Genomic DNA, 20,928 nt, shown 5'->3' on the forward strand with positions numbered 1-20,928 from the left:
GGTGCCAACCCCGAAGGGGCTCGGCCGCCCGTTGTTATCAAAAACGGGCGCGGGAACGGCGTTGCGGCTCCCTTGTGCAGAATGACTGCACGGCGGTCGCCGCGCCTTGTTCGCACGCAAGAGCGACTCGAGCGCGAGCGTGTACATTGATCAGTGTTTCCCTAGTACCCCAAGAGCAAGGAGCGAATCATGGCAGGAGCGAAGATCGCGGCGGTGGAGCCCAAGGGCGTCGAGTTGAAGAAGGGGAAGGAGTATTACTTTTGCCGCTGCGGGCGATCCAAGGACCAGCCGTTTTGTGACGGCTCGCACGCGGGGACGGGGCTGGAGCCGATCGCCTTGACCCCGGAGGAGGATGGCGAGGCATTAATGTGCCAGTGCAAGCAGTCGGGCAATCTCCCGTACTGTGATGGCACCCACCAGCAGTTCGACGAGGACGATATCGGCACCGAGCCGGACACGGATCAGGGCTCCGGTGAGGATGACGGCGACAACGCCCCGGACCCGCGCAATACCGAGACGGAGCCGCATGTCGAACTGATCCATCGCATGGCCCGTTCGGGGCTGGACGAGGTGGGTCACCACGGACCGACGGTGGCGATGGGCGTGCCGCGCAGTCGGCTCCCGACCTGGGACGACCTGCAGCTGCTGGCGGCGCAACTCGCCAGTCGGCCGCTGCCGGATGGGGCCCCGGTCGAGACGGGGCTGGTGATCGGGCCCGAGGCGAAGCGGCCGCTGCGGCTGGATATCCCGATGCTGGTATCGGACATGAGCTTTGGGGCGCTGTCGCGCGAGGCGAAGATCGCGCTGGCGCGCGGGGCCGAGCAGGCCGGGACGGGGATCTGTTCCGGCGAGGGCGGGATGCTGGATGCCGAACAGGCGGAGAACTCGCGCTATTTGTTCGAGCTGGGGCCGGCGCGGTTTGGCTATTCCGACGAGGTGCTGGCGAAGGTGCAGGCCTTGCATTTCAAGGCCGGCCAGGCGGCCAAGACCGGTGTGGGTGGCGTGCTGCCCGGGGCGAAGGTGAGTGACGAGATCGCCCGGGTGCGCGGGATCGACGTGGGGCAGGACGCCCTCTCGCCACCCAGCCTGGACGGGTTCGAGACGCCCGCGGACTACCGCCGTTTTGCCGACGAGGTACGGGAGAAGACCGGGGGCATTCCCGTCGGGTTCAAGCTGTCGGCCAATCACATCGAGGCGGATCTGGCCTTTGCCCTGGAGGCGGGGGCGGACTACGTGATCCTGGATGGTCGCGGTGGCGGTACCGGGGCTTCGCCCGCGCTGCTGCGCGACCACATCAGTGTGCCCACGATCCCGGCGCTGGGCCGAGCGCGGCGCTTCCTGGATGCCAATGGCGCCAGTGGCCGGGTCACGCTGCTGGTTACGGGCGGGCTGCGCACACCCGCGGACTTCGTGAAGGCCTTGGCGCTGGGGGCCGACGGTATTGCGCTGGGCAATGCCGCAATCCAGGCGGTCGGCTGTGTGGGTGCGCGGATCTGCCACACGAACCGCTGCCCGACGGGCGTGGCGACACAGGACCCGAAGCTGCGCGCGCGGCTGGATGCCCGGGAGGGCGGGGAGCGGCTGGGCCGGTTCCTGGGGGCCTCGCGGGAGCTGATGTGTGTACTGGCGCGTGCCTGCGGCCACAACCGTCTGGAGGATTTTGGCCCGAACGACCTGACGACGTTCGACCGCGGGCTGGCGGAACTGGCGGGCATTCAGTACGCCGGCGTGTATCCCAAGTCCTGACGAGAGGGATGCGAGTGCGGCACGGGCTGGGCCAGCCTGGGCGGTTGATCTGTCTCAATGCGCCCGTGCACCGCATTCTGCATCCTTGCGACTCCTTTACGGCAGGGACGACCATGGACTTCTCCGACGTACACCAGAGTTATGGACGATGCCGCCGCGCGGGCGACTTCGTGACGCGCTTTTACGAACACTTCCTGCAGGCCGACCCGAGGGTGAAGGCGGCGTTCGCCTCTACGGACTTCTCGCAGCAAAAGCGGGCCCTCGGGCAGGCGATCTCGACGGCGATCAGCTATGCGGAGGGGGAGAGCTTCGTGGCATCGACGATGGAGCGCATGGGGCAGGTCCATTCCCGCGAAGGACGTGTACCGGTGGAGCCGGATCTGTACCCGATCTGGCTGGACTGCATGGTGCGCACGGCCGCCGAGATCGACCCGCGCTGGGAGCCGCGCCTGGAAGAGCGCTGGCGGGGCGCGATGCAGCCGGCGATCGATCTGTTCGTAAGGCTTTACTGAGGCCGGTCGCGCCGAGCGAACGATCGGCCAGGGGGCTGGCCTCCTACAGGGGGGCGTTCAAGGGCTTTGGGGTTGGTTATCGTGTTCCTTGACCTCGGGCCGCCTGGGGGCATGGCTTGTAGGAGGCCAGCCTCTGGCCGATGGGGTTTGTCCGGCATCCCTTTCGGCCCCGCAAGCGCCGGGGCCGTTTGATCTGGCGGCGTTTCCGGCGTGTAATGCGCGGGTTTGAATCCACCGGCCCCGGCCGGGAGCCCGAGTCCATGTCCGCTGTCCCCGATTTCCCGCCTTCGCTGTTTGCGCGCAAGCCCTACTGGGCCAAGCGCTTCGGTACGGCCCCGTTTCTGCCGACCACCCGCGAGGAGATGGACGACCTCGGCTGGGACAGCTGCGACATCGTGCTGGTCACGGGGGACGCCTATGTTGACCACCCGAGCTTCGGCATGGCGATCATCGGGCGGCTGCTGGAGGCACAGGGCTTTCGCGTCGGCATCATCGCGCAGCCGGACTGGACCTCCGCCGAGCCGTTCCGCGCGCTAGGCCGCCCCAATCTGTTCTTCGGCGTCACCGCCGGCAATATGGACTCGATGGTCAACCACTACACGGCTGACCGGAAGATCCGCTCCAACGACGCCTATACCCCGGGGGATGTCCACGGCCACCGGCCGGACCGCGCGGTGATCGTCTACGCCCAGCGCGCCCGCGAGGCGTACAAGGACGTGCCGGTGGTCGCCGGCGGCATCGAGGCGAGCCTGCGCCGCATCGCCCACTACGACTACTGGCAGGACAAGGTGCGCCGCTCGGTGCTGCTGGATGCGCGTGCCGACATCCTGCTGTTCGGCAATGCCGAACGCGCCCTGGTCGAGCTGGCTCATCGCGTGGCGGCCGGCGAGCACCCGCGGGAGATCACCGATCTGCGGGGTACGGCGTTCCTGCGCGATGCGGTGCCGGGCGGCTATGTGGAGCTGGACTCCAGCGAAGTGGATACCCCGGGGCCGGTGGACGCCAATCCCGACCCCTACGCGATGGTGTCGCCGTCGACCTGTGCCGAGGCCGAAACGAAACAGGAACCCAAGAGTGCCGCCGAGGAGAGTGGTGCCCGGGTCGTTCGCTTCCACCGCGACATCCCGCGCGGGACGCCGCGAGACCAGACGGTCATCCGCATCCCGGCCTTTGAACAGGTCAAGGGCGATTCGGTGCTGTACGCCCATGCCTCCCGCGTGCTGCATCTGGAGACCAACCCGGGCAATGCCCGCGCCATCGTGCAGCGCCATGGCGACAAGGAGGTCTGGCTGAACCCGCCACCGATCCCCCTGACCACTGCGGAGATGGATGCGGTGTTCGACCTCCCGTATGCCCGCGCGCCGCATCCCTCCTATGGCGATGCGCGCATCCCGGCCTGGGAGATGATCCGCTTCTCGGTGAACATCATGCGGGGCTGCTTCGGCGGCTGCACGTTCTGCTCGATCACCGAGCACGAGGGCCGCATTATCCAGAGCCGTTCCGAGGAGAGCGTGCTCAAGGAGATCGAGGAGATCCGCGACAAGGTCGACGGCTTTACCGGCGTGGTCTCCGATCTCGGGGGGCCCACGGCCAACATGTACCGCCTGGCCTGCAAGGACCCGGAGATCGAGCGCAACTGCCGCCGGCTGTCCTGTGTCTATCCCGGGATCTGCAAGAACCTCGATACCGACCACACGCCGCTGGTGAACCTCTACCGCAAGGCGCGGGCGCTGCCCGGGATCAAGAAGATCCTGATCGCCTCGGGCCTGCGGTACGACCTGGCCGTGGAGTCACCGGAGTACGTGAAGGAGCTGGTCACCCATCATGTGGGAGGCTACCTGAAGATTGCGCCGGAACATACGGAATCCGGCCCCCTGTCGCGCATGATGAAGCCCGGCATGGGCGCGTACGATCGCTTCAAGGCGATGTTCGAGAAGTACTCGAAGCAGGCGGGCAAGGAGCAGTACCTGATCCCGTATTTCATCGCCGCGCACCCGGGAACGTCCGACGAGGACATGTTGAACCTCGCGTTGTGGCTCAAGCGGCACAACTTCCGCGCCGACCAGGTGCAGGCCTTCCTGCCCAGCCCGATGGCGCTCGCGACCGCAATGTGGCACTCCGGGCGGGACCCGCTGCGTGGCATCAAGCGCAAGGCGGGGGATCGGGTGCCGGTCGCGCGCGGCGCACGGGCGCGGCGCCTGCACAAGGCATTCCTGCGATACCACGATCCGAACAACTGGCCGCTGTTGCGCGATGCGCTCAAGCGCATGGGCCGTGCGGACTTGATCGGCAATGGCAAGCATCACCTGATCCCCACCTGGCAGCCCGCCGGCACCGGCCAGGGCACGGGCGGGGCGAGGGCCGCCACCGGCGGCCGCGTGACCCGCGGCGGCAAGGCCCTGAAACAGCGCGGCCAGACCTTCCAGACCCAGCACAAGGGCGTGGAGACCGCCGCCCGCCCGGCCGGGCCCGGCCAGAAGAAGGGCCCGCCCCGGGCCAAATCCCGCCCGGGTAAGCGCCGGGTGCGGCGTGGGTAGGCTGTGTCAGGGCTTCGCGGCCAAGGCCGCTCCCACAGGCCGCTCCCACAAAGGCAAAAGGCAAGACCCGAAGGTAGACCCCGGCGGCCACAACAAGCCCGTGGGAGCGGCCTTGGCCGCGAAGCCCCGCGTGGCCAGGGGCGGTGGTTAGCCCTCCTGGGGCTGGCGGTGCGGGCGGGGTGCCGGCTCGGGTACGTGGCCCTCCAGGGACAGGTGCAGGCCTGTGTGTTCCGGGTCGGTGGTGTCGAGGAGGTAGAGGTACGGGCCGACGACGTCTTCCGGGCGTGGCAGCTTCTCGGCGTTTTCGGCCGGGTAGTGGCCGGCGCGGAAGCGCGAGCGCACGGGGCCGGTGTCGATGCCGTTCACATGGATGAAGTGCTTCTCGTTGCGGTGCTCGCGCGCGAGGATGTCGATCATCGCGTCCTGCGCGGCCTTGGCCATGCCGAAGGCGCCCCAGAAGGCCTTGCGGCAGTCCTGGGTGGAGACGACCAAGCTGCCGTGCGGGCTGTCTTCCAGCAGCGGGAGCACCGCCTGGGCGAGGAAGAACGGACCGTGCAGGTTGCTGTTGATGACCTTGAACCACAGCTCGGGGTCGTATCCCTTCAACGGCGTCAGTGTCCCGGCCCAGCCGGCGTGCAGTACCAGCCCGTCCAGGCGCCCCAGGGAGTCGCGGATGTTCTCGGCCAGGTCGCCGTAGTCCTTGACCGTGGCACCCTCCAGATTGAGCGGGTAGATGGCCGGCTGCGGGTGGCCTTCCTGCTCGATCAGGTCGTAGGTCTTCTCCAGTCCTTTGATGTCCTTGTCCAGCAGCACGACGATCGCGCCCGCCGCCGCGCAGGCCTGGGCGATCGCACGCCCGATGCCCGCGGCCGCGCCGGTTACCAGGACCACGCGGTCGTTGAAGGCACCCGGTTCCGGGCGATAGTCCAGCAGGGCGGGGATGTCGAGATCGGTCAAGGCAGCGTCTCCAGTAGCTTGTGGGCTGATTCTAATCCAGACCGCACGGCGGCTTCGAGGGTCGAGGGCAGGCCCGGCGTCACATAGTCGCCGGCCAGGAACAGTCCGGGCCAGGGGGTGCCGGCCACCGGGCGCAGTGCGTCCAGATCGACGCGGGCATCGATCGTGGCGCGTCTCTCGCACACGACATGACCGGTCTGGGGGATTCCCAGTTCGGGGAAGGTCCGTTCCAGTTCTTCCGCGACGCGACGCCAGCGCTCCTCCGCCGTCATCGCCGGCAGGTCGTCCGCAGTGGAGATCACGACGGCCAGCCAGTCCGGCTCGCCGGCCACCCGGCGGGGAATGAGCCATTGTCCGTGCTGGTCGATGAGTCCCTGTAGCGGCGGGCGTTCCAGGACCGGGCCGGGGTAGCGCAGATACACCGTACAGATGCTGCGCTCGCCCATGGCCATCAGCGCCCGATGGTGGGGCTGCAGCTCGGGGGCTGCGGGCAGGAGTCGAGCGGCTGCGCTGGGCGCGGTGGCGAGGATCACCGCGTTGGCATAGGTGACGCGATGGTTACGGTCGCGCAGCTGGTAGCGGGCCTCGGGACCCCCGGGTTCGATGGCCACAATGCGCCGACCGGTCTCGATCGTGGCACCGCGCTCGCGCAGTTCGCGCAGGGCGGGTTCCGGATACAGCGATCCCAGTGGCCGGGTCGGGATCAGGAGCCGGGCGTCGTCCGGCCCGTGGTTCAGGGCCAGACGCAGCACGTTCTGGAAGATCTGCGCCGAGGCGCTTCGGATCGGCGTATTCATGACCGCGAGGCAGAGCGGTTCCCAGAGCTGGCGGATCAGCATGTCCGGCTGACGGTGCGTCTGCAGCCATTCGCGTACGTCGTGGTCCTCGTCCAGCGGCCGATGCAGGATCGAGGCTGCCCCCAGCAGGGCCGGGAGGCGTCTGTGCAGCGGGGTACCCGCAAGGCTCTTCCACAGCCCACCGGCCAGGGCCGGCAGGCGCGGCGAGCGCGGTTCCAGGGCCAGGGCCGGGTGAGGGCGGCCCGGTGCATGCATGCGCAGGCCGAACGGCAGGGCCGCGAAGGCGTGATCCGTGTTGGTGCCGACCGAGCGCAGTTGGTCCAGTGTGGCGTGACAGGCGCCGACCAGCACGTGCTGGCCGTTGTCCAGTTCCGCACCGTCGCGGTCCAGGCTGCGGGCGCGCCCGCCCGCGGTCGCGGCGGCCTCGATCAGGTGGACCGCGACGCCGGCCCGGGCAAGTGTCAGCGCGGCGGTCAGACCGGCCCAGCCGGCGCCGAGCACGACGACCGGATGCGATGCGGGAACGGTGGCCATGGGGCGGGCGGGGTCAGCCCGCGCGGCGGTATTCGCGCTTCAGGCGGCGCGCGGTGCGCCAGGCGATCCACAGCTTGCGGATCGGGGTCAGCCGCACGCGGTGCTCCAGCACGCGATAGCCGTCGTCCTCGATCTCGTCGAGCAGGGTGCGGTAGATCGCGGCCATGATCAGGCCCGGGCGCTGGGGGTAGCGGTCCTCGGCGGGCAGGTGCTCCTCGGCGCGCTGGTAGTAGCGGCGAGCTCGCTCCGCCTGCTCGGCGAACAGAGCACGATGGCGGTCGTCCGTGACATTGACCTGAAATTCCTCGGGCTTTACGCCGTGCTTTTTCAGCTCGTCCATCGGGATGTAGACCCGGCCGCGCATCGCGTCCTCGTGGACATCACGCAGGATGTTGGTCAGCTGCAGGGCCATCCCTAAGTCATGCGCGTATTTCAGCGTGCGTCGGTCCGAGAAGCCGAAGATATGGGCGGACAGGATCCCGACCACGCTGGCCGCGCGGTAGCAGTACAGCGACAGCGTGGTGAAGTCCGGGTAGCTGTCGTAGTCGAGGTCCATCTGCATGCCGTCGATGATCTCGTCGAAGTACTCGCGGCTGAGATCGAACGGCGCCAGATGCGGCTGCAGGGCCTGGGTGATCGGGTGGCGCGGCTGGTGGTCGAACAGGCGCTCGATCTCCTCGCGCCACCACTGAAGCTTGGTGCGCGCCACGGTCTCCTCGCTGACCTCGTCGACGATGTCGTCCACCTCGCGGCAGAACGCGTACAGCGCGGTGATCGCGCGGCGCCGTTCGGGCTCCAGGAACCGGAATGCGTAGTAGAAGCTGGAGCCGCTCTTCGCGGCCTTCTCCTCGCAATATTCGTCGGGGGACATACGCGCTCGGGATCGGGGTACCGTCTTGGGACGGCAAGGCTAGCACAGCGGGGCCGGGATGCGGATGGCGGCGCTGATCGAAGCCACGTTTGACATACATCAACCGGCCCCGGCCGGGGGGCGCGTAGGGTGATGGTGTCAGGGTGGCGCAAGGGGCCCGCCCTCCCGATGCGGAGAGCCGTATGGAACAGCGTCTGGTATTCGATCCCGAAGTGTTGCGTCGCTATGACGTGAGCGGCCCTCGCTATACGTCCTACCCTACGGCGCCGCAGTTCCACGAGGGGTTTGACGCGCAGGCCTATATGCGGGTGGCGCGGGTGACGAATGCCGAAGGGGCGGCGCGTCCGCTGTCGCTCTATGTCCACGTGCCCTTCTGCGACACGGTGTGTTTTTACTGTGCCTGCAACAAGGTGATAACCGGCAATTATCGGCGGGCGACGAGCTATCTCGACTCGCTGGAGCAGGAGATTGCCCTGCAGGGCGAGTTGTTCGATCGCGATCGGCCGGTGCGCCAGTTGCACTTCGGGGGCGGGACGCCGACCTATCTGTCCGACGACGACCTGACCCGGGTCATGGAGGCCCTGGGCCGGCATTTCACGCTGGAGACGGGCCCGGAGCGGGAGTTCTCAATCGAGATCGATCCGCGTGCTGTGCGTCCCGGCACCCTGCCGCTCCTGGCGTCGCTGGGCTTCAATCGCATCAGTGTCGGGGTGCAGGATGTCGATCCCGCCGTGCAGAAGGCCGTCAACCGCATCCAGCCGTTCGAGGTCACCGCGCAGGTGGTACGCCAGGCGCGCGAGCATGGCTTTACGTCGACCAACCTGGATCTGATCTACGGGCTGCCCCTGCAGACGGTGGACACGTTCTCCGCGACACTGGACCGCGTGCTGGACCTGCGTCCGGAGCGGCTGGCCGTGTACAACTACGCGCACCTGCCGGAGCTGTTCAAGACGCAGCGCCAGATCCGCGACGGTGATCTCCCGCCGGCCACGGAGCGGCTCGCGATCCTCGAGATGACTATCCAGCGTCTGACCGACGCGGGGTATGTGTACATCGGCATGGATCACTTTGCGCTGCCCGATGACGAACTCGCGATCGCCCAGCGCGCGGGCACGCTGCAGCGAAACTTCCAGGGCTACTCGACGCGCGCGGAATACGATCTCGTCGCGCTGGGGCCGACCGCCATCGGCAAGATCGGAGACAGCTACAGCCAGAACCTGCGCGAGGTCGATGCCTATCAGGAACGGCTGGCGTCGGGTCAGCTGCCCGTGTTCCGCGGCCTCGAGCTGAATGAGGACGATCGCCTGCGGCGCGCCGTGATCAGCGAGTTGATGTGCCACTCCAGAGTCGACTTCGGCGGCATCGAGGCCGCATTCGGCATCGACTTCCGGGAGACCTTTGGCGATGCCCTGGACCGCCTGGCCGAGATGGAGGCCGACGGCCTGGTGACCATCGGCCGCGACTGCCTGGAGGTCCAGCCACGCGGCCGACTCCTGCTGCGCAACATCGCCATGGCCTTCGACGCCTACCTGAACCGCGAAGAACGGCGCTATTCGAAGGTCGTCTAGCTAGCGCCGCGCTTGCGGCGGCGGGGGCGGAGGCTGTGGGCGAGGATGATCCAGGCGTCGCGGGCGCGCAGGCGCGGGCGGGCGAAGACGTCGTCCTGCTGGCGCAGGCGCCAGAGTACGCGGGCGCCGCCGTTGATGATCGCGCGGATCTCCAGGCCCATGCGTCCGCGCAGCATGCCGCCGAGCGGTGCCCCGGCGCGCAGCAGGCGGTCGGCGCGGGCGTACTGGAACTGCATCAGGTTGCGTAGCGGGAAGGTCGTCTGGCCCGCCGCGATCATCTCCTCGCTGACGCCGTACTGCGCCATCTCGTCCTGCGGCAGGTAGATCCGGTTGTTCTCGGTGATGTCCTGGTGCAGGTCCTGATAGAAGTTGATCAGCTGCAGCGCGGAGCAGACCGCGTCGGAGTAGCCGATCATCTCCTCGGTCGGATTCCCGTCGAGGTACAGCATCAGCCGCCCGACCGGGTTGGCGGAGCGGCGGCAGTACTCCATGACCTCGCCAAACGTGGCGTAGCGGGTCTGTTCCAGGTCCTGGATGAAGGCGTCGACCAGATCGACAAACGGGGCGGCGGGCAGGCTGAAGCGCTGCCGCGCATCGGCCAGCGCGATCCACTCTGGCTCGGATTCCGCGGCCGGGTCTTCGAGGATCTGCACGCGTTCCTGCATTGCGATCAGGTCGGCACGCCGCTCGTCGATGGTGCGCTGGTCCTCGTCGGCGAGGTCGTCGGCATCGCGGGCGAAGCAGTAGACCGCGGCGACCGGCCCGCGCAGGCGCGCGGGCAGCAGCCAGGAGGCGACCGGGAAGTTCTCGTAGTGCGCGGCCGCGCGGCGCCGGCAGTGGCGGTACGCGGCGCGGATGTCGGGGCGGTCCGCCATGCGGCTCAGTCCCGCGAGCCCGTGTCCGGAGCGGTGTCGACGTCCGGGTCGTCGTCCGGGAGGTTCGCGTCGACGGGCTGACGGGCGCGATTGTTCAGGGTATCCGGCGCCTCCGGGTTCTTGCGCGCGCGGATACCCAGCTCCTGGAACCGTCGGGCGCTCGGCATGACCTGGCGCTCCAGGCTGCCTACGGTCTTGTTGAAGGCGTCGGTACTCTGGTCCAGCGCCTTGCCGAGGCGCGCCAGGTGCTCGGTCAAGGTGCCCAGACGGTGGGAGAGCTCCGCGCCGAGGTCGCGAATCTCCAGCGCGTGCTCGGTGAGCTGCGCCTGTTGCCAGCCGTACTCGACGGTGCGCAGCAGGGCGATCAGCGTGCTCGGGGTGGCCAGCAGCACCTGGCGCTCCAGTGCGTATTCCAGGAGGCCGGGTTCGTGTTCCAGCGCGGCGGCCAGGAACGGGTCGCCGGGCAGGAACAGCACGGCGAACTCGGGGGACTGCTCGACGCTGGCCCAGTACTGCTTGCTGGAGAGCTCGGTGACGCGCGAGCGCAGGTGCTGGGCGTGACGCTTGAAGGCCGCTGCGCGCGGCTCCGGGTCGGCTGCGGCGACCGCGTCGAGGTAGGCATCCAGGGGTGTCTTGGCATCCACGACCAGGGCCCGGTTGCCGGGCATGTGCACGAGCAGGTCCGGGCGCTGGCGGGCGCCGTCGCCGTCCAGCGCCGGTTGTTCGGTGAAGTCGCAGTGCGCCGAGAGGCCCGCGAGCTCCACCGCACGCTTGAGGGTGAGCTCGCCCCAGCGCCCGCGCACGCCGGGGCGGGACAGGGCCTGTACCAGGTTGTGGGCCTCGCGCTGGAGCGTGGCGTTGTCCGAGCTCAGGCGCTGGATCTGCTCGTTCAGCGCGGCGAAGGCCTGCGCGCGCGAGCGCTCCATCGCGTTGATCTCGGCCTCGGTCTTGCCCAGCGTCTCGCGGATCGGCTTGAGCATCGCCTCGACCTTGTTCTCCGAGCGCTCGATCTCGTTCTGGCCCTCGCTGAGCTTTTGCGACAGGATCGACTGCGCCAGGCGCAGGAACTGGTTGGAGTTGGCCTCCAGGGCCTCGCTTGCCAGCGCCGAGAAGGAGCGGTCGAGTTCCTGGCGTGCGGTCTCGAAGCTCTGGCGCAGGTCTTCGCGGCGCTGTTCCGCGGCTTCGAGTTCGGCCTCCAGGCGGGCATTGCGCGTTTGCAGATCGCCCAGGCGGCGATTCAGGCGCAGGCCGGCCAGGGCATAGCCAAGCACCAGCCCGACCAGCAGGGCGGCACCGAGGGCGGTCCAGGCGGTGAGGGGGAGTGCGGTCAGCTCGCCAGCCATTGCGGGCCTGCCTTGGCCTGGTGCCAGCGCCAGAAGTCATTCGGGCGATCGAGGGCGCCATCGGCGCCCCAGCGGTCCGGGTCCTGGGTGGCGTCGATGTAGCCCCAGCGCGCGATCAGCGTGGACATGCCGGCGGCGCGACCGGCCGCGATATCGCGTTCGGCGTCGCCCCAGTAGCAGTGCTGTTCGGGCGGGAGCCCCGTCTGGCGTGCGGCCAGCCACATGGGTTCGGGGGCCGGCTTGCGTTGCGGGAGGGTGTCGCCGCTGACGATCGCGGCGAGCCTGGGCGTCAGGTCCAGGGCGTCGAGGAGCGGCTCGGTCAGCCAGGCGGGCTTGTTGGTCACCACACCAAGCGGCCAGCCGCGCTCCTCGCAGGCGTCCAGCACCTGGTCCAGCCCGGGGAAGAGGCTGGTGTCGATGCACAGATCTCGGGCGTAGATTTCGAGGTAGCGCTGCTTGAGGGTCTCGCGGTGCGCGGTGTCGACATCCGGAAAGCCCAGTTGCACAAGGGCCTGGGAGCCGTGCGAGACGTGATTGCGCACCGCCTCGAAGGGCAGCGGCGGGCGATCGTTCTCGGCCAGCAGCACGGTCAGCGCGGCGTGCATGTCCGGGGCCGTGTCGAGCAGGGTCCCGTCCAGGTCGAACAGGACCCCGCGGATTTCGCCGCTCATGGGGTCTCGCTGTCGTTGTCCGGGCGGCGCGCGGCCATCAGGTAGTTGACGTCCGTGCGCGGGACCAGGCGATAGCGGCCGGACAGCGGCGAGTAGGTGAGTCCGGTCATGTCGATGACCTCGAAGCGGTGCTTGCGCAGGACCGCGCCCAGCTCCGAGGGCCGGATAAAGCGGCTGTATTCGTGTGTGCCGGTGGGCAGCAGGCGCAGTACATACTCGGCCCCGACGATCGCCTCGGCGAACGCGCGGGGGGTGCGGTTGATGGTCGAGAGGAACAGCCAGCCACCGGGGCGTACCAGCCGGACCAGGGCGTCGATGACCGCCTCGGGATCGGGCACGTGTTCCAGCATCTCCAGGCAGGTGACCACGTCGTAGTCGCCCGCATGATGCTCGGCATGGGCCTCGGCGGTCGTGTGCAGGTAGTGGATCTCCAGCCCGGAGTCGTGTGCGTGCTCGCGCGCGACCTCCAGATGCTCGGCCCCGGCATCGAGTGCGGTCACGTGCGCGCCGCGTACCGCCATTGCCTCGGACAGGATGCCCGCGCCACAGCCGACGTCCAGGATCTTCTTGCCGGCCAGATCGGCGTGCTGGTCGATCCATTCCAGGCGCAGGGGGTTGATCGCGTGGAGGGTGGCGAAGGCGCCGTTCGGGTCCCACCACTCGTGGGCCCGATGCGTGAACTTGTGCAGTTCGGCGTGATCGACGTTGTCGCCAGTGCTGCTTTGGGATTCGCGGGTCATGGTCATCTCGATTACGCGGCCAGTTCGCGCTGGATCTCCAGCACGCGCGCGCCCCATTCGCGGGCCTCGGCCTGGAGCTCGTCCAGGTTCAGCGTAAGCAGTTCCCGGTCCCTGAGCAATGGCCGTCCGGCGACATGGACGTCGGTCACGGCATCGCGGGTGGAGGCATAGACGATCTGGGCGGCGGGTTCGTGGGCGGGTTGCAGCTCGATGGCGCGGAGATCGATGCTGACCACGTCGGCCTGCTTGCCCGGTTCCAGGGTGCCGATGCGGTCGGCAAGGCCCAGCGCTCGGGCGCTGCCCAGCGTGGCCATCTCCAGTGCGGCGGTGGCGGGGAGGGCCGAGGCGTCGCCACTGACGCCCTTGGCCAGCAGCGCGGCCGTGCGCATCTCCCCGTTCATGTCGAGGTCGTTGTTGGAGGCGGTACCATCGGTGCCCAGGCCCACGGTGATGCCGGCGTCCAGCAGTTCGGCGACCGGACAGAAGCCCGAGGCGAGCTTGAGATTGGATTCCGGGCAGTGTGCGACCGACACCGGACGCCCTTGCAGCAAATCGCGGTCTTGTGCGCTGACCTGGGTCATATGCACGGCGATGAACGGCTGGTCCAGCAGGCCCAGGCGTGCCAGCCGGGCCAGCGGCCGCTCGCCGTGGTCGCGTTCGGCATCGGCGATCTCGCCGGCGGTCTCGTGCACATGCATGTGGATGGGGACGGCCAGCTCGCGGGCACGCTCCGCCACGCGCTGCAGGCTCTCGTCGCCGACGGTGTAGGGGGCGTGCGGCGCCACGGTGTAGTGGATGCGGTCGTGGTGCTGCCAGTTCTCCACGACCTCGGCGCCGCGCTGGAAGTACTCGTCCGTCGTCTGGGCCCAGGGTGTCGGGAAGTCGAACACGGTCAACCCCAGTGCGGCACGGATGCCGGTTTCGTCGACCACGCGCGCGGCATCGTCGACGAACAGGTACATGTCACTGAAGCAGGTAGTGCCGCCGCGCAGCATCTCGGCGACCGAGAGGCGCGTGCCCGCGCGCACGAACTCGGGCGACAGCAGGCGCCCTTCGGCCGGCCAGATGTAGCGCTTGAGCCAGTCCATCAGTGGGCGGTCGCTGCCCAGCCCGCGCAGCAGGCTCATGCCGGAGTGGGTATGCACGTTGACCAGGCCCGGGATCAGGGCATGGCCCTCGCGGTGCAGATGTTCGGCATCGGGGTACTGCGCGAGGGCTTCTTCGCGCGGCAGCAGGGTCTCGATGATGCCGTCGCGAATCACCAGTGCGTGATCGACGAGCACCGTGTCGCGCGGGATCACCGGCAGAATCTGCGAGGCACTGAGAACCAGGATTCGGGTTGTCGACATGGGAGGCTAGATCGAGGGAATTCGGCCGCGCATGTTACCGCAAAGGGGCGGCGAAGGCCGCCCCGTCAGGGAAATACTGCTCAGTGTCTCCCCGGGTGTCAGATCCGTTATTGGGCCTGGCGTCCCAGGACCTGGGCTCGAGTGACCTCGGCGACGTGCCGCCCCTGGGAGGCCGCCATCGCGAGTTCGTTCTCGCTCGGCTGGCGCGAGCCGTCGCCGTCCGCCAGGGTGGTGGCACCGTAGGGTGTGCCGCCGCTGATCGCGCTCATGTCGAGCAGGCGCTTCTCGCTGTAGGGCAGTCCCACGATGGTCATGCCGTAGTGCATCAGGTTGACGATGGTCGAGACCAGTGTGGTCTCCTGGCCGCCGTGCTGCGAGGCGGTGGATCCGAATACGGAGCCGATCTTGCCGACCAGCTTGTCCCCAAACCACAGCGCGCCGGTCTGGTCGAGGAAGTTGGCCATCTGCGCGCACATGCGGCCATAGCGGGTCGGAGTGCCGATGATGATCGCATCATAGTCCGCCAGTTCCTCTGGCTTGGCGATGGGAGCGGCCTGGTCCAGCTTGGCGCCGGCCTGTTTTGCCACATCCTCGGGCATCAGTTCCGGGACGCGCTTGATCGTGACCTCGGTGCCGGTGACCTCGCGGGCGCCGCGGGCGACGGCCTCGGCCATCTGCTCGATGTGGCCCCAGGTGGAGTAGTACAGGATCAGGACTTTGGTGCTCATGGGAAGGACCTCGCGGGTTCGAAGATACCCCCAGAGTAAGTCCCATCAAAGCGAACGAAAATGGCTTTATTATGGCGTTATAGTTCGATTAATTCGAATTGTGGTTGACCTGGTGGATGGTCTTCTGGTGTTCGGCAGACGCCTCGAGCACAGCCTGTTCGAGTCCCTTGAGGTCGCCGGGGTAGCCGTACAGATACCCCTGGAAGTGGCGACAGCCCAGGCCGAACAGGAAGGCCCGCTGCTCGGCGGTTTCGACACCTTCGGCAATCACGTCGAGGTCCAGGGTATGGGCGAGATTGACCACCATTTGCGCGATTGCGGCGTCGTTCGGGTCATCCAGTACGTCGCGCACGAAGGACTGGTCGATCTTCAGCTGGGACAGCGGCAGCTGCTTGAGGTAGGCGAGGGAGGAATAGCCAGTACCAAAATCATCCAGCGCGAACTCGACACCCAGCGTCCGCAGCTCGTCGATGTGGGTGATTACCGTGTCCACGTCCTCGAGCAGCATGCTTTCGGTCAGCTCGAGCTTCAGTCGGTTGGGCGGAGCGCCGGTTTCGCGCAGCATCTCGCGCAAGTGGTGGACGAACTGCGTGTGGCGGAACTGTCGAGCGCTGACGTTGACCGAGAGGGTCAGCTCGCAAAATGGCGCAGTATCTCGCCAGGCGGCCAGTTGGCGACAGGCGGTGCGCAGGACCTTGCGCCCGATGGGTACGATCAGCCCGGTTTGTTCCGCGACGGGGATGAACTCGGCAGGGGCGATCTCGCCGCGTTGCGGATGGGGCCACCGCAGCAGCAGCTCGGCACCGATTACATGGCCATCGGCCTCGACCTGAGGCTGGTAGGCGATGGTGAACCGATCCTGGTCGAGCGCCTCGCGCAGCTCGCTTTCGAGCTCGAAACGAGCCTCCACGGCGCGATGCAGTTCGGGGTCGTAGAAACGCACGGTATTGCGGCCGGCATTCTTCGCTCGATACATCGCCAGATCGGCCTGCTTCAGGACCTCCTCGACGCCGAGGCTGTGGCCACTGAACAGGGTGGCCCCGATGCTGGGTGTGATGTGCCGGTTCTGGCCGGCAAGCTCGAAGGGGTCGCGCAACAGGGTGATCAGCTTGCGTCCAACGGCCTCCGCTTCGGTAGCGGCCTGTGACGGATCCGGGTGGAGATCATTGAGAATGATCACGAACTCGTCGCCGCCCAGGCGCGCCAGCGTGTCGGCCTCGCGCACGGAATTGGACATGCGCTGGGCGACCTGGCGCAGCAGATCGTCCCCGACCGCGTGCCCCAGGGTATCGTTGATGTCCTTGAAATTGTCCAGGTCAATGAACAGGACGGCGCCGTGGTGGCGGGTACGTGCCGTATTGGCGAGTGCCTGGCCCAGTCGGTCATGCAGCAGCGTGCGATTGGGAAGCCCGGTCAGCTCGTCGAAGAAGGCAAGGCGACGAATCTCTTCTTCGGCCTTCTTGCGATCGGAGATGTCCATCATGGTGCCGAACGTCGCCATGACCTGGCCGTCGTCATCGAAACGCGCACTGGCATAGATGCTGACCCAGCGATATCCACCGTCGTGCGTGCGCAGGCGGATCTCCTCGGACTGGGCATGGGTGCCGCCTTCAAGCAGTGTGGAACAGAAGGCCTCCGCATCGTGGCGGTCCAGAGGATCGACATAGGCACACATCGGCTGTCCCAGCGTCTGCTCTACCGGGAAGCCGGTCAGGGCCTCCCAGGCCGGGTTCAGCAGCGTCCAGCGGCCTTCGGCGTCGGTACGGAAGATGACCTCGGAGATGTGGTTGACCACGTCCTGGTAGCGGTTCTCGCTCTCCCGGAGGGCCGCCGTGGCGCGCCGGTGGGCGGTCACGTCCAGAGTCAGGCCGCGCAGGCTCCGCCGATTGTCCGAATCTTCGGCCCAGGAGAGGATGTCGCGCAGCCAGATCCACTGTCCGTCGCGATGGGCGAAGCGATAATCCACGACCTTCGGCTCCACGCCTGGTTCGCGTGTGGCTTCGCGGACGCGGGGCAGATCGTCCGGGTGGATGTGCCGGGCCCGGAGTTCGCCACGCCCCAGGTTGCGCGAGGGAAACCCCAGCAGTTTGCGCGTGTCGCCGGCGACAAACTCCCATTCGTGGGTGTCCGGATTCGCCTCCCACAGGATCGCGTTGGCCCCGCCCAGCATGGATTCCAGTCGGGCCACGGAGCGATTCAACTGCTGGTTTTGCTGCTGCAGGGTCGATTGTGTTGTGCCCAGATGGGCCGCCATGTCATTGAAGGTCCGGGCGAGATCGCCGAACTCGTCGCGGGAAGCGATCGGTACCCGGTGGTCCAGGCGCCCGGCTTCCAGGGCCTTGCCGCCCTGCAGGAGCAGGCGCAGCCGCCGGGTCGTCATCAGGGCGAACACGATGGCCGCGAGGATGGAAAGGCCCAGGACCCCCAGCGCCAGCAGGACATTGCGCTCCAGCAGGCTTGCCGACAGCTGGTCGATGGCTTCGGTCGAATAACCCACGACCACGGTCCCGAGGTGGTGGTCGTCCAGCTCGATGCTGCGCGCGATCTCGACCTGGCCGGCCTCGCTGCGCACGCGGGCCTCGGGCGTGGGGAGTTCATCCGGGGCGACGCCGACCGAGGCCACCGGACGACCATCGGCATCAAGGACGATGGAGTAGAGGACGCTGGAGTCGTCGCCTAGCCGGTCCAGGAGGCCCTGCAGCATGTCGGAGTCGCCATCGGCCAGGCCGTGCGTCAGGGCCGATTCCAGTAGCCGGCTCTGTTGCTCGGCCGTGCGTTCCAGGACCTCCTGCTGATTCTGCTGGACCTGAGTGATTCCACTAAAGAGCAGCACGGCGACCATCGCGACCTGAATCGCGACGGTCCCGATAATGATCTGCCACGCGACGTTCAGGCGCACGCAGGCCTCGCCAGCCCGCCGGAGCGGGCGCGAACCGGCATGACGCCGTGCAGCTTGAATGCAGGAAGGAGTCGCACCATGGACCGTCCGGAGGTACCCGTATAGACCGGGTTTCAGCGCCTACAAGGTCGGTCATCCTACCTGAAGGGAGACTGATTTTCCTCAGACCTTGGGGGCGTGGCCGCGGGTGTCCCCCTCAGCGTGCTCGGCCTACCTGACGACAACCTCGTGAGACTCCACACCTAGTAACGGTTGATGGCGAGACGGCCCGGACCGGTCAGGACAAGGGCGATAGCAGCGAACAGGAACATGGCCTGTAGTTCGATGGCCCATCCGCCGTGCTGCGTCAGCTGGACGACTTCGTCGGCATGGGCAAGCCCGATGGCGAAGACCATATGCACCGCGATCAGTCCGGCGCCAATGCGGGCATACAGGCCAATGATCAACAGGACGGGCGCCAGCACCTCGCCGATGTAGGCGCCATAGGCCAGGATCCCGGGCAGCCCGGCGTCGGCCAGCATCCCCTCGATGTGGCCGACGCCTCCGGAGATCTTGTCGATCCCGTACAGCAGGATCATGCCGCCCAGAGCGAGTCGCAGGATCAGCTTTCCACTGTCGTCCAGCAGGTTGCCCATTGGTGTCTCCCCTTTTGGTGGCTCGCAGAGCGTGGCGGCTCGTGCGCGGTGGCATTGGGCGGGAGTCTAGATCATCCGGGGCGAGGCGTTCAGGGACCCGTCAGCGCCTGGGTGGCCCCGCTTGTCCGCCGGGCAAGGCGTTGTGCGTCAAGTAATTGGCGCATTGGCGGGTCTCAAGGTCGCTGCAGCTGACGGAATCTCGATATGGGCCGTCCGATCAGCCGGATTTCTTCACCGGCGAGCACGATGGCGTTGATTTTGCATACGGGTGTTCCTGCATGCAGATCACCGCGCCGACGGGCGCGGCCGGAGGAATCGAGATGACCATTTTCGACCGGGTAGCCGAAGCGCTGCTCGCTACCCTGCAGGGGCTGACCCCGCTCACCGTTATCGGGGCCTTTTCGTTGTTGCTGTTCGCGCTGTTCCTGGCGGCGCTGATGGCGCTGACGCTGCGCCGGGCGAATGCGTTTCAGGGCGCTGCGCCGGGGTTGCTGACCACGCTGGGCGTGCTGGGGACGTTCCTCGGGGTGGCGATCGGGCTGATCGACTTCGACGCGGCGCGGGTGGAGGCGAGTATCCCGGCCCTGCTGGAGGGTCTCAAGCTCGCATTCGTGACCAGCATCGTCGGGATCCTCCTGGCATCGGTATTGCGCGTGCTGCAGGTGATGATGCCGGCCCCGGTCGAGGCACCGGACGACGCGGCTGATCCCCAGGCCAGCGCTGACCCCGAGCGCGTGCTGGCCGAGCAGCGTGATGCGACGCGCGCCCTGCTGCAGGCGGTGCAGCAGATGGACCGCCGCCTGGACGAGCGGCTGCAGAGTCAGCACCACGAGCTGAAGCAGAGCCTGGAGGGGCTGGCGGATCGTATGAGCGAGCTCAGCAGCGGGCATCTGGTGGCCGCGCTGGAGCAGGTCATTCGCGACTTCAATGATCGCCTGGGCGAGCAGTTCGGCGAGAACTTTCGCCGGCTGGATGACTCGGTGGCGCGGCTGGTGGACTGGCAGGATCGCTACCGCGAGCAGATGGATACCCTGCACCGGGCGTTCGATCAGGCGCGCGAGGGCGTCGAGCAGAGCGAGGGTGCGCTGGAGCGCCTGACCGGGCAGGCGCTGAAGATTACCCGGCATGTCGAGGAGCAGGATGCGACGCTGGCCAGTCTGCGCCGGGAGACGGTGGAGCTGGAGGCCCTGCTGAGTGCCATCGCGGCGCTGCGTGACCGGGCCACCGAGGCCTTCCCGGCGATGGATGCGCGGCTCGAGGCGATGCTGGAGAGCATCGAGAACGCCGTGCAGTCCGGGCGCGCGGCCGAGTCGCGCTGGCGCGGCGAGGCGTTCGCGATGGGGGTCGCGAACCCGACGGAGTCCGTGGGGGCGCGGTCGTGATCCTGCGCTGGTGGCTGCAACGCCGTGCACGCGCTGGCGGCGTAACCCACGAGGCGGATCAGGGCTCGCACTGGCTGGCGGTGGCGGACCTGATGGCCGCGTTGATGATGATCTTCCTGTTCCTGGCACTGTTGCACATGGTGCAGGTCGAGCGCTCCAGCGCGGCCCATGTCGAGGTGCGCAACGAGGCCGCCGCGTTGCGCGCAGCGATCTACTCGGTGCTGGAGGAGGAGTTTCGCGATGATCTGCCGCGCTGGAATGCGGAACTCGACCGCGACACCCTGACGCTGCGCTTTCGCGAGCCCGAGGTGCTGTTCGAGCGCAGTTCCGCGAGTATCCGCCCGCGTTTCGAGGCGATCCTTGACGACTTCATGCCGCGCTACGCCGAGCAGCTGCGCCCGTTTGCGGACGTGATCCGCGAGGTGCGCATCGAGGGCCATACCTCCAGCGAATGGGCGGGGAGCGACGATGCGCTCGATGCCTATTTCGGCAACATGGATCTGAGCCAGCGCCGTACCCGGGCGGTGCTCGAGCATGCCTACCGGCTCGAACCCCTGCAGGAGGATGACTGGTTCCGCTCGCGCGTCGCGGCGGTGGGCCTGTCCTCCTCGCGGCGGGTGCTGGACGAGGACGGACGGGAAGACCGCGAGGCCTCGCGGCGGGTGGAGTTCAGCGTGCTGACGGACTTCGAGGCGCGTCTGCTGGGCAACGCCGAGGCCCGCCCGTCGCCGGTGCCGCTGGAGGCGCGTTCGCCCTGACCGTTGTGCTGCGGACTCGTGACGCG

Annotated in this window: 17 protein-coding genes; 6 read left to right on the forward strand and 11 right to left on the reverse strand. The window is 67.7% G+C overall.

Annotated elements, in window-relative coordinates; translation table 11 throughout:
* Positions 1–189: 189 nt before the first annotated feature.
* From G372_RS0111750 to G372_RS0111760, 3 genes are all read left to right on the forward strand, one after another.
* The gene (locus G372_RS0111750) at positions 190–1,746 is read left to right on the forward strand and encodes a glutamate synthase-related protein (RefSeq protein ID WP_019624406.1); all 1,557 of its coding nucleotides are present in this window, start codon (positions 190–192) and stop codon (positions 1,744–1,746) included.
* Between the two features lie 113 nt (positions 1,747–1,859).
* Positions 1,860–2,258 carry a globin gene (locus tag G372_RS0111755; RefSeq protein WP_018864526.1) on the forward strand — a complete coding sequence of 133 codons (399 nt, stop codon included), beginning with the start codon at positions 1,860–1,862 and terminating at the stop codon, positions 2,256–2,258.
* A 260-nt stretch (positions 2,259–2,518) separates the two neighbouring features.
* On the forward strand, positions 2,519–4,795 hold the full coding sequence (locus tag G372_RS0111760; protein ID WP_026340401.1) for a YgiQ family radical SAM protein: 2,277 nt from the start codon (positions 2,519–2,521) through the stop codon (positions 4,793–4,795).
* Between the two features lie 147 nt (positions 4,796–4,942).
* On the opposite strand, the gene G372_RS0111765 is transcribed toward G372_RS0111760, so the two are convergent.
* From G372_RS0111765 to hpnD, 3 genes are read right to left on the reverse strand one after another with little or no spacing between them, the layout of a single operon-like run.
* Complete coding sequence (locus G372_RS0111765) at positions 4,943–5,752, reverse strand: SDR family NAD(P)-dependent oxidoreductase (protein WP_019624404.1); 810 nt, start codon at positions 5,750–5,752, stop codon at positions 4,943–4,945.
* Complete coding sequence (hpnE, locus tag G372_RS0111770) at positions 5,749–7,083, reverse strand: hydroxysqualene dehydroxylase HpnE (protein WP_019624403.1); 1,335 nt, start codon at positions 7,081–7,083, stop codon at positions 5,749–5,751. The genes G372_RS0111765 and hpnE overlap by 4 nt, the downstream gene beginning before the upstream one ends.
* A 13-nt stretch (positions 7,084–7,096) precedes the next feature.
* The gene (gene hpnD, locus G372_RS0111775; RefSeq protein WP_019624402.1) at positions 7,097–7,954 is read right to left on the reverse strand and encodes a presqualene diphosphate synthase HpnD; all 858 of its coding nucleotides are present in this window, start codon (positions 7,952–7,954) and stop codon (positions 7,097–7,099) included.
* Positions 7,955–8,136: 182 nt separating this feature from the next.
* On the opposite strand from hpnD, the gene hemN reads away from it, so the two are divergent.
* Positions 8,137–9,522, forward strand: coding sequence for an oxygen-independent coproporphyrinogen III oxidase (hemN, locus tag G372_RS0111780; protein WP_019624401.1), 1,386 nt, complete (start codon positions 8,137–8,139; stop codon positions 9,520–9,522).
* On the opposite strand, the gene hpnC is transcribed toward hemN, so the two are convergent.
* The 8 genes from hpnC to G372_RS0111820 all read right to left on the reverse strand — a co-directional run bounded on the left by hpnC (position 9,519) and on the right by G372_RS0111820 (position 18,762).
* Positions 9,519–10,397, reverse strand: coding sequence for a squalene synthase HpnC (gene hpnC / locus G372_RS0111785; protein WP_019624400.1), 879 nt, complete (start codon positions 10,395–10,397; stop codon positions 9,519–9,521). The genes hemN and hpnC overlap by 4 nt on opposite strands.
* Positions 10,398–10,402: 5 nt before the next feature.
* Positions 10,403–11,740 carry a DNA recombination protein RmuC gene (locus G372_RS0111790; protein ID WP_019624399.1) on the reverse strand — a complete coding sequence of 446 codons (1,338 nt, stop codon included), beginning with the start codon at positions 11,738–11,740 and terminating at the stop codon, positions 10,403–10,405.
* The gene (gene gph / locus G372_RS0111795) at positions 11,725–12,411 is read right to left on the reverse strand and encodes a phosphoglycolate phosphatase (RefSeq protein ID WP_019624398.1); all 687 of its coding nucleotides are present in this window, start codon (positions 12,409–12,411) and stop codon (positions 11,725–11,727) included. The genes G372_RS0111790 and gph overlap by 16 nt, the downstream gene beginning before the upstream one ends.
* The gene (gene ubiG / locus G372_RS0111800; protein ID WP_425274053.1) at positions 12,408–13,151 is read right to left on the reverse strand and encodes a bifunctional 2-polyprenyl-6-hydroxyphenol methylase/3-demethylubiquinol 3-O-methyltransferase UbiG; all 744 of its coding nucleotides are present in this window, start codon (positions 13,149–13,151) and stop codon (positions 12,408–12,410) included. Before ubiG ends, gph begins: the two co-directional genes overlap by 4 nt.
* 11 nt (positions 13,152–13,162) lie before the next feature.
* Positions 13,163–14,500: a TRZ/ATZ family hydrolase gene (locus tag G372_RS0111805; RefSeq protein ID WP_019624396.1), complete on the reverse strand. Its 1,338-nt coding sequence runs from the start codon at positions 14,498–14,500 to the stop codon at positions 13,163–13,165.
* 107 nt (positions 14,501–14,607) lie between these two features.
* Positions 14,608–15,228 carry an NAD(P)H:quinone oxidoreductase gene (gene wrbA, locus G372_RS0111810; RefSeq protein ID WP_019624395.1) on the reverse strand — a complete coding sequence of 207 codons (621 nt, stop codon included), beginning with the start codon at positions 15,226–15,228 and terminating at the stop codon, positions 14,608–14,610.
* A gap of 88 nt (positions 15,229–15,316) precedes the next feature.
* The gene (locus G372_RS0111815; RefSeq protein ID WP_019624394.1) at positions 15,317–18,127 is read right to left on the reverse strand and encodes a bifunctional diguanylate cyclase/phosphodiesterase; all 2,811 of its coding nucleotides are present in this window, start codon (positions 18,125–18,127) and stop codon (positions 15,317–15,319) included.
* 242 nt (positions 18,128–18,369) lie between these two features.
* A complete protein-coding gene (locus tag G372_RS0111820) occupies positions 18,370–18,762 on the reverse strand; it encodes a DoxX family protein (protein WP_018864512.1) in 393 nt (130 codons plus the stop codon).
* A 278-nt stretch (positions 18,763–19,040) separates the two neighbouring features.
* Between G372_RS0111820 and G372_RS0111825 the strand changes: the two genes are divergently transcribed.
* Both G372_RS0111825 and G372_RS0111830 read left to right on the forward strand, forming a co-directional pair.
* Positions 19,041–20,144, forward strand: a complete 1,104-nt coding sequence (locus G372_RS0111825; RefSeq protein ID WP_019624393.1) for a hypothetical protein — start codon at positions 19,041–19,043, stop codon at positions 20,142–20,144.
* Positions 20,141–20,902 (forward strand): OmpA family protein, encoded by a 762-nt coding sequence (locus G372_RS0111830; protein WP_019624392.1) that lies wholly within the window; start codon positions 20,141–20,143, stop codon positions 20,900–20,902. The genes G372_RS0111825 and G372_RS0111830 overlap by 4 nt, the downstream gene beginning before the upstream one ends.
* Positions 20,903–20,928 lie beyond the last annotated feature (26 nt).

Source organism: Thioalkalivibrio thiocyanoxidans ARh2 (genome assembly GCF_000385215.1).
GTDB lineage: Bacteria > Pseudomonadota > Gammaproteobacteria > Ectothiorhodospirales > Ectothiorhodospiraceae > Thioalkalivibrio > Thioalkalivibrio thiocyanoxidans.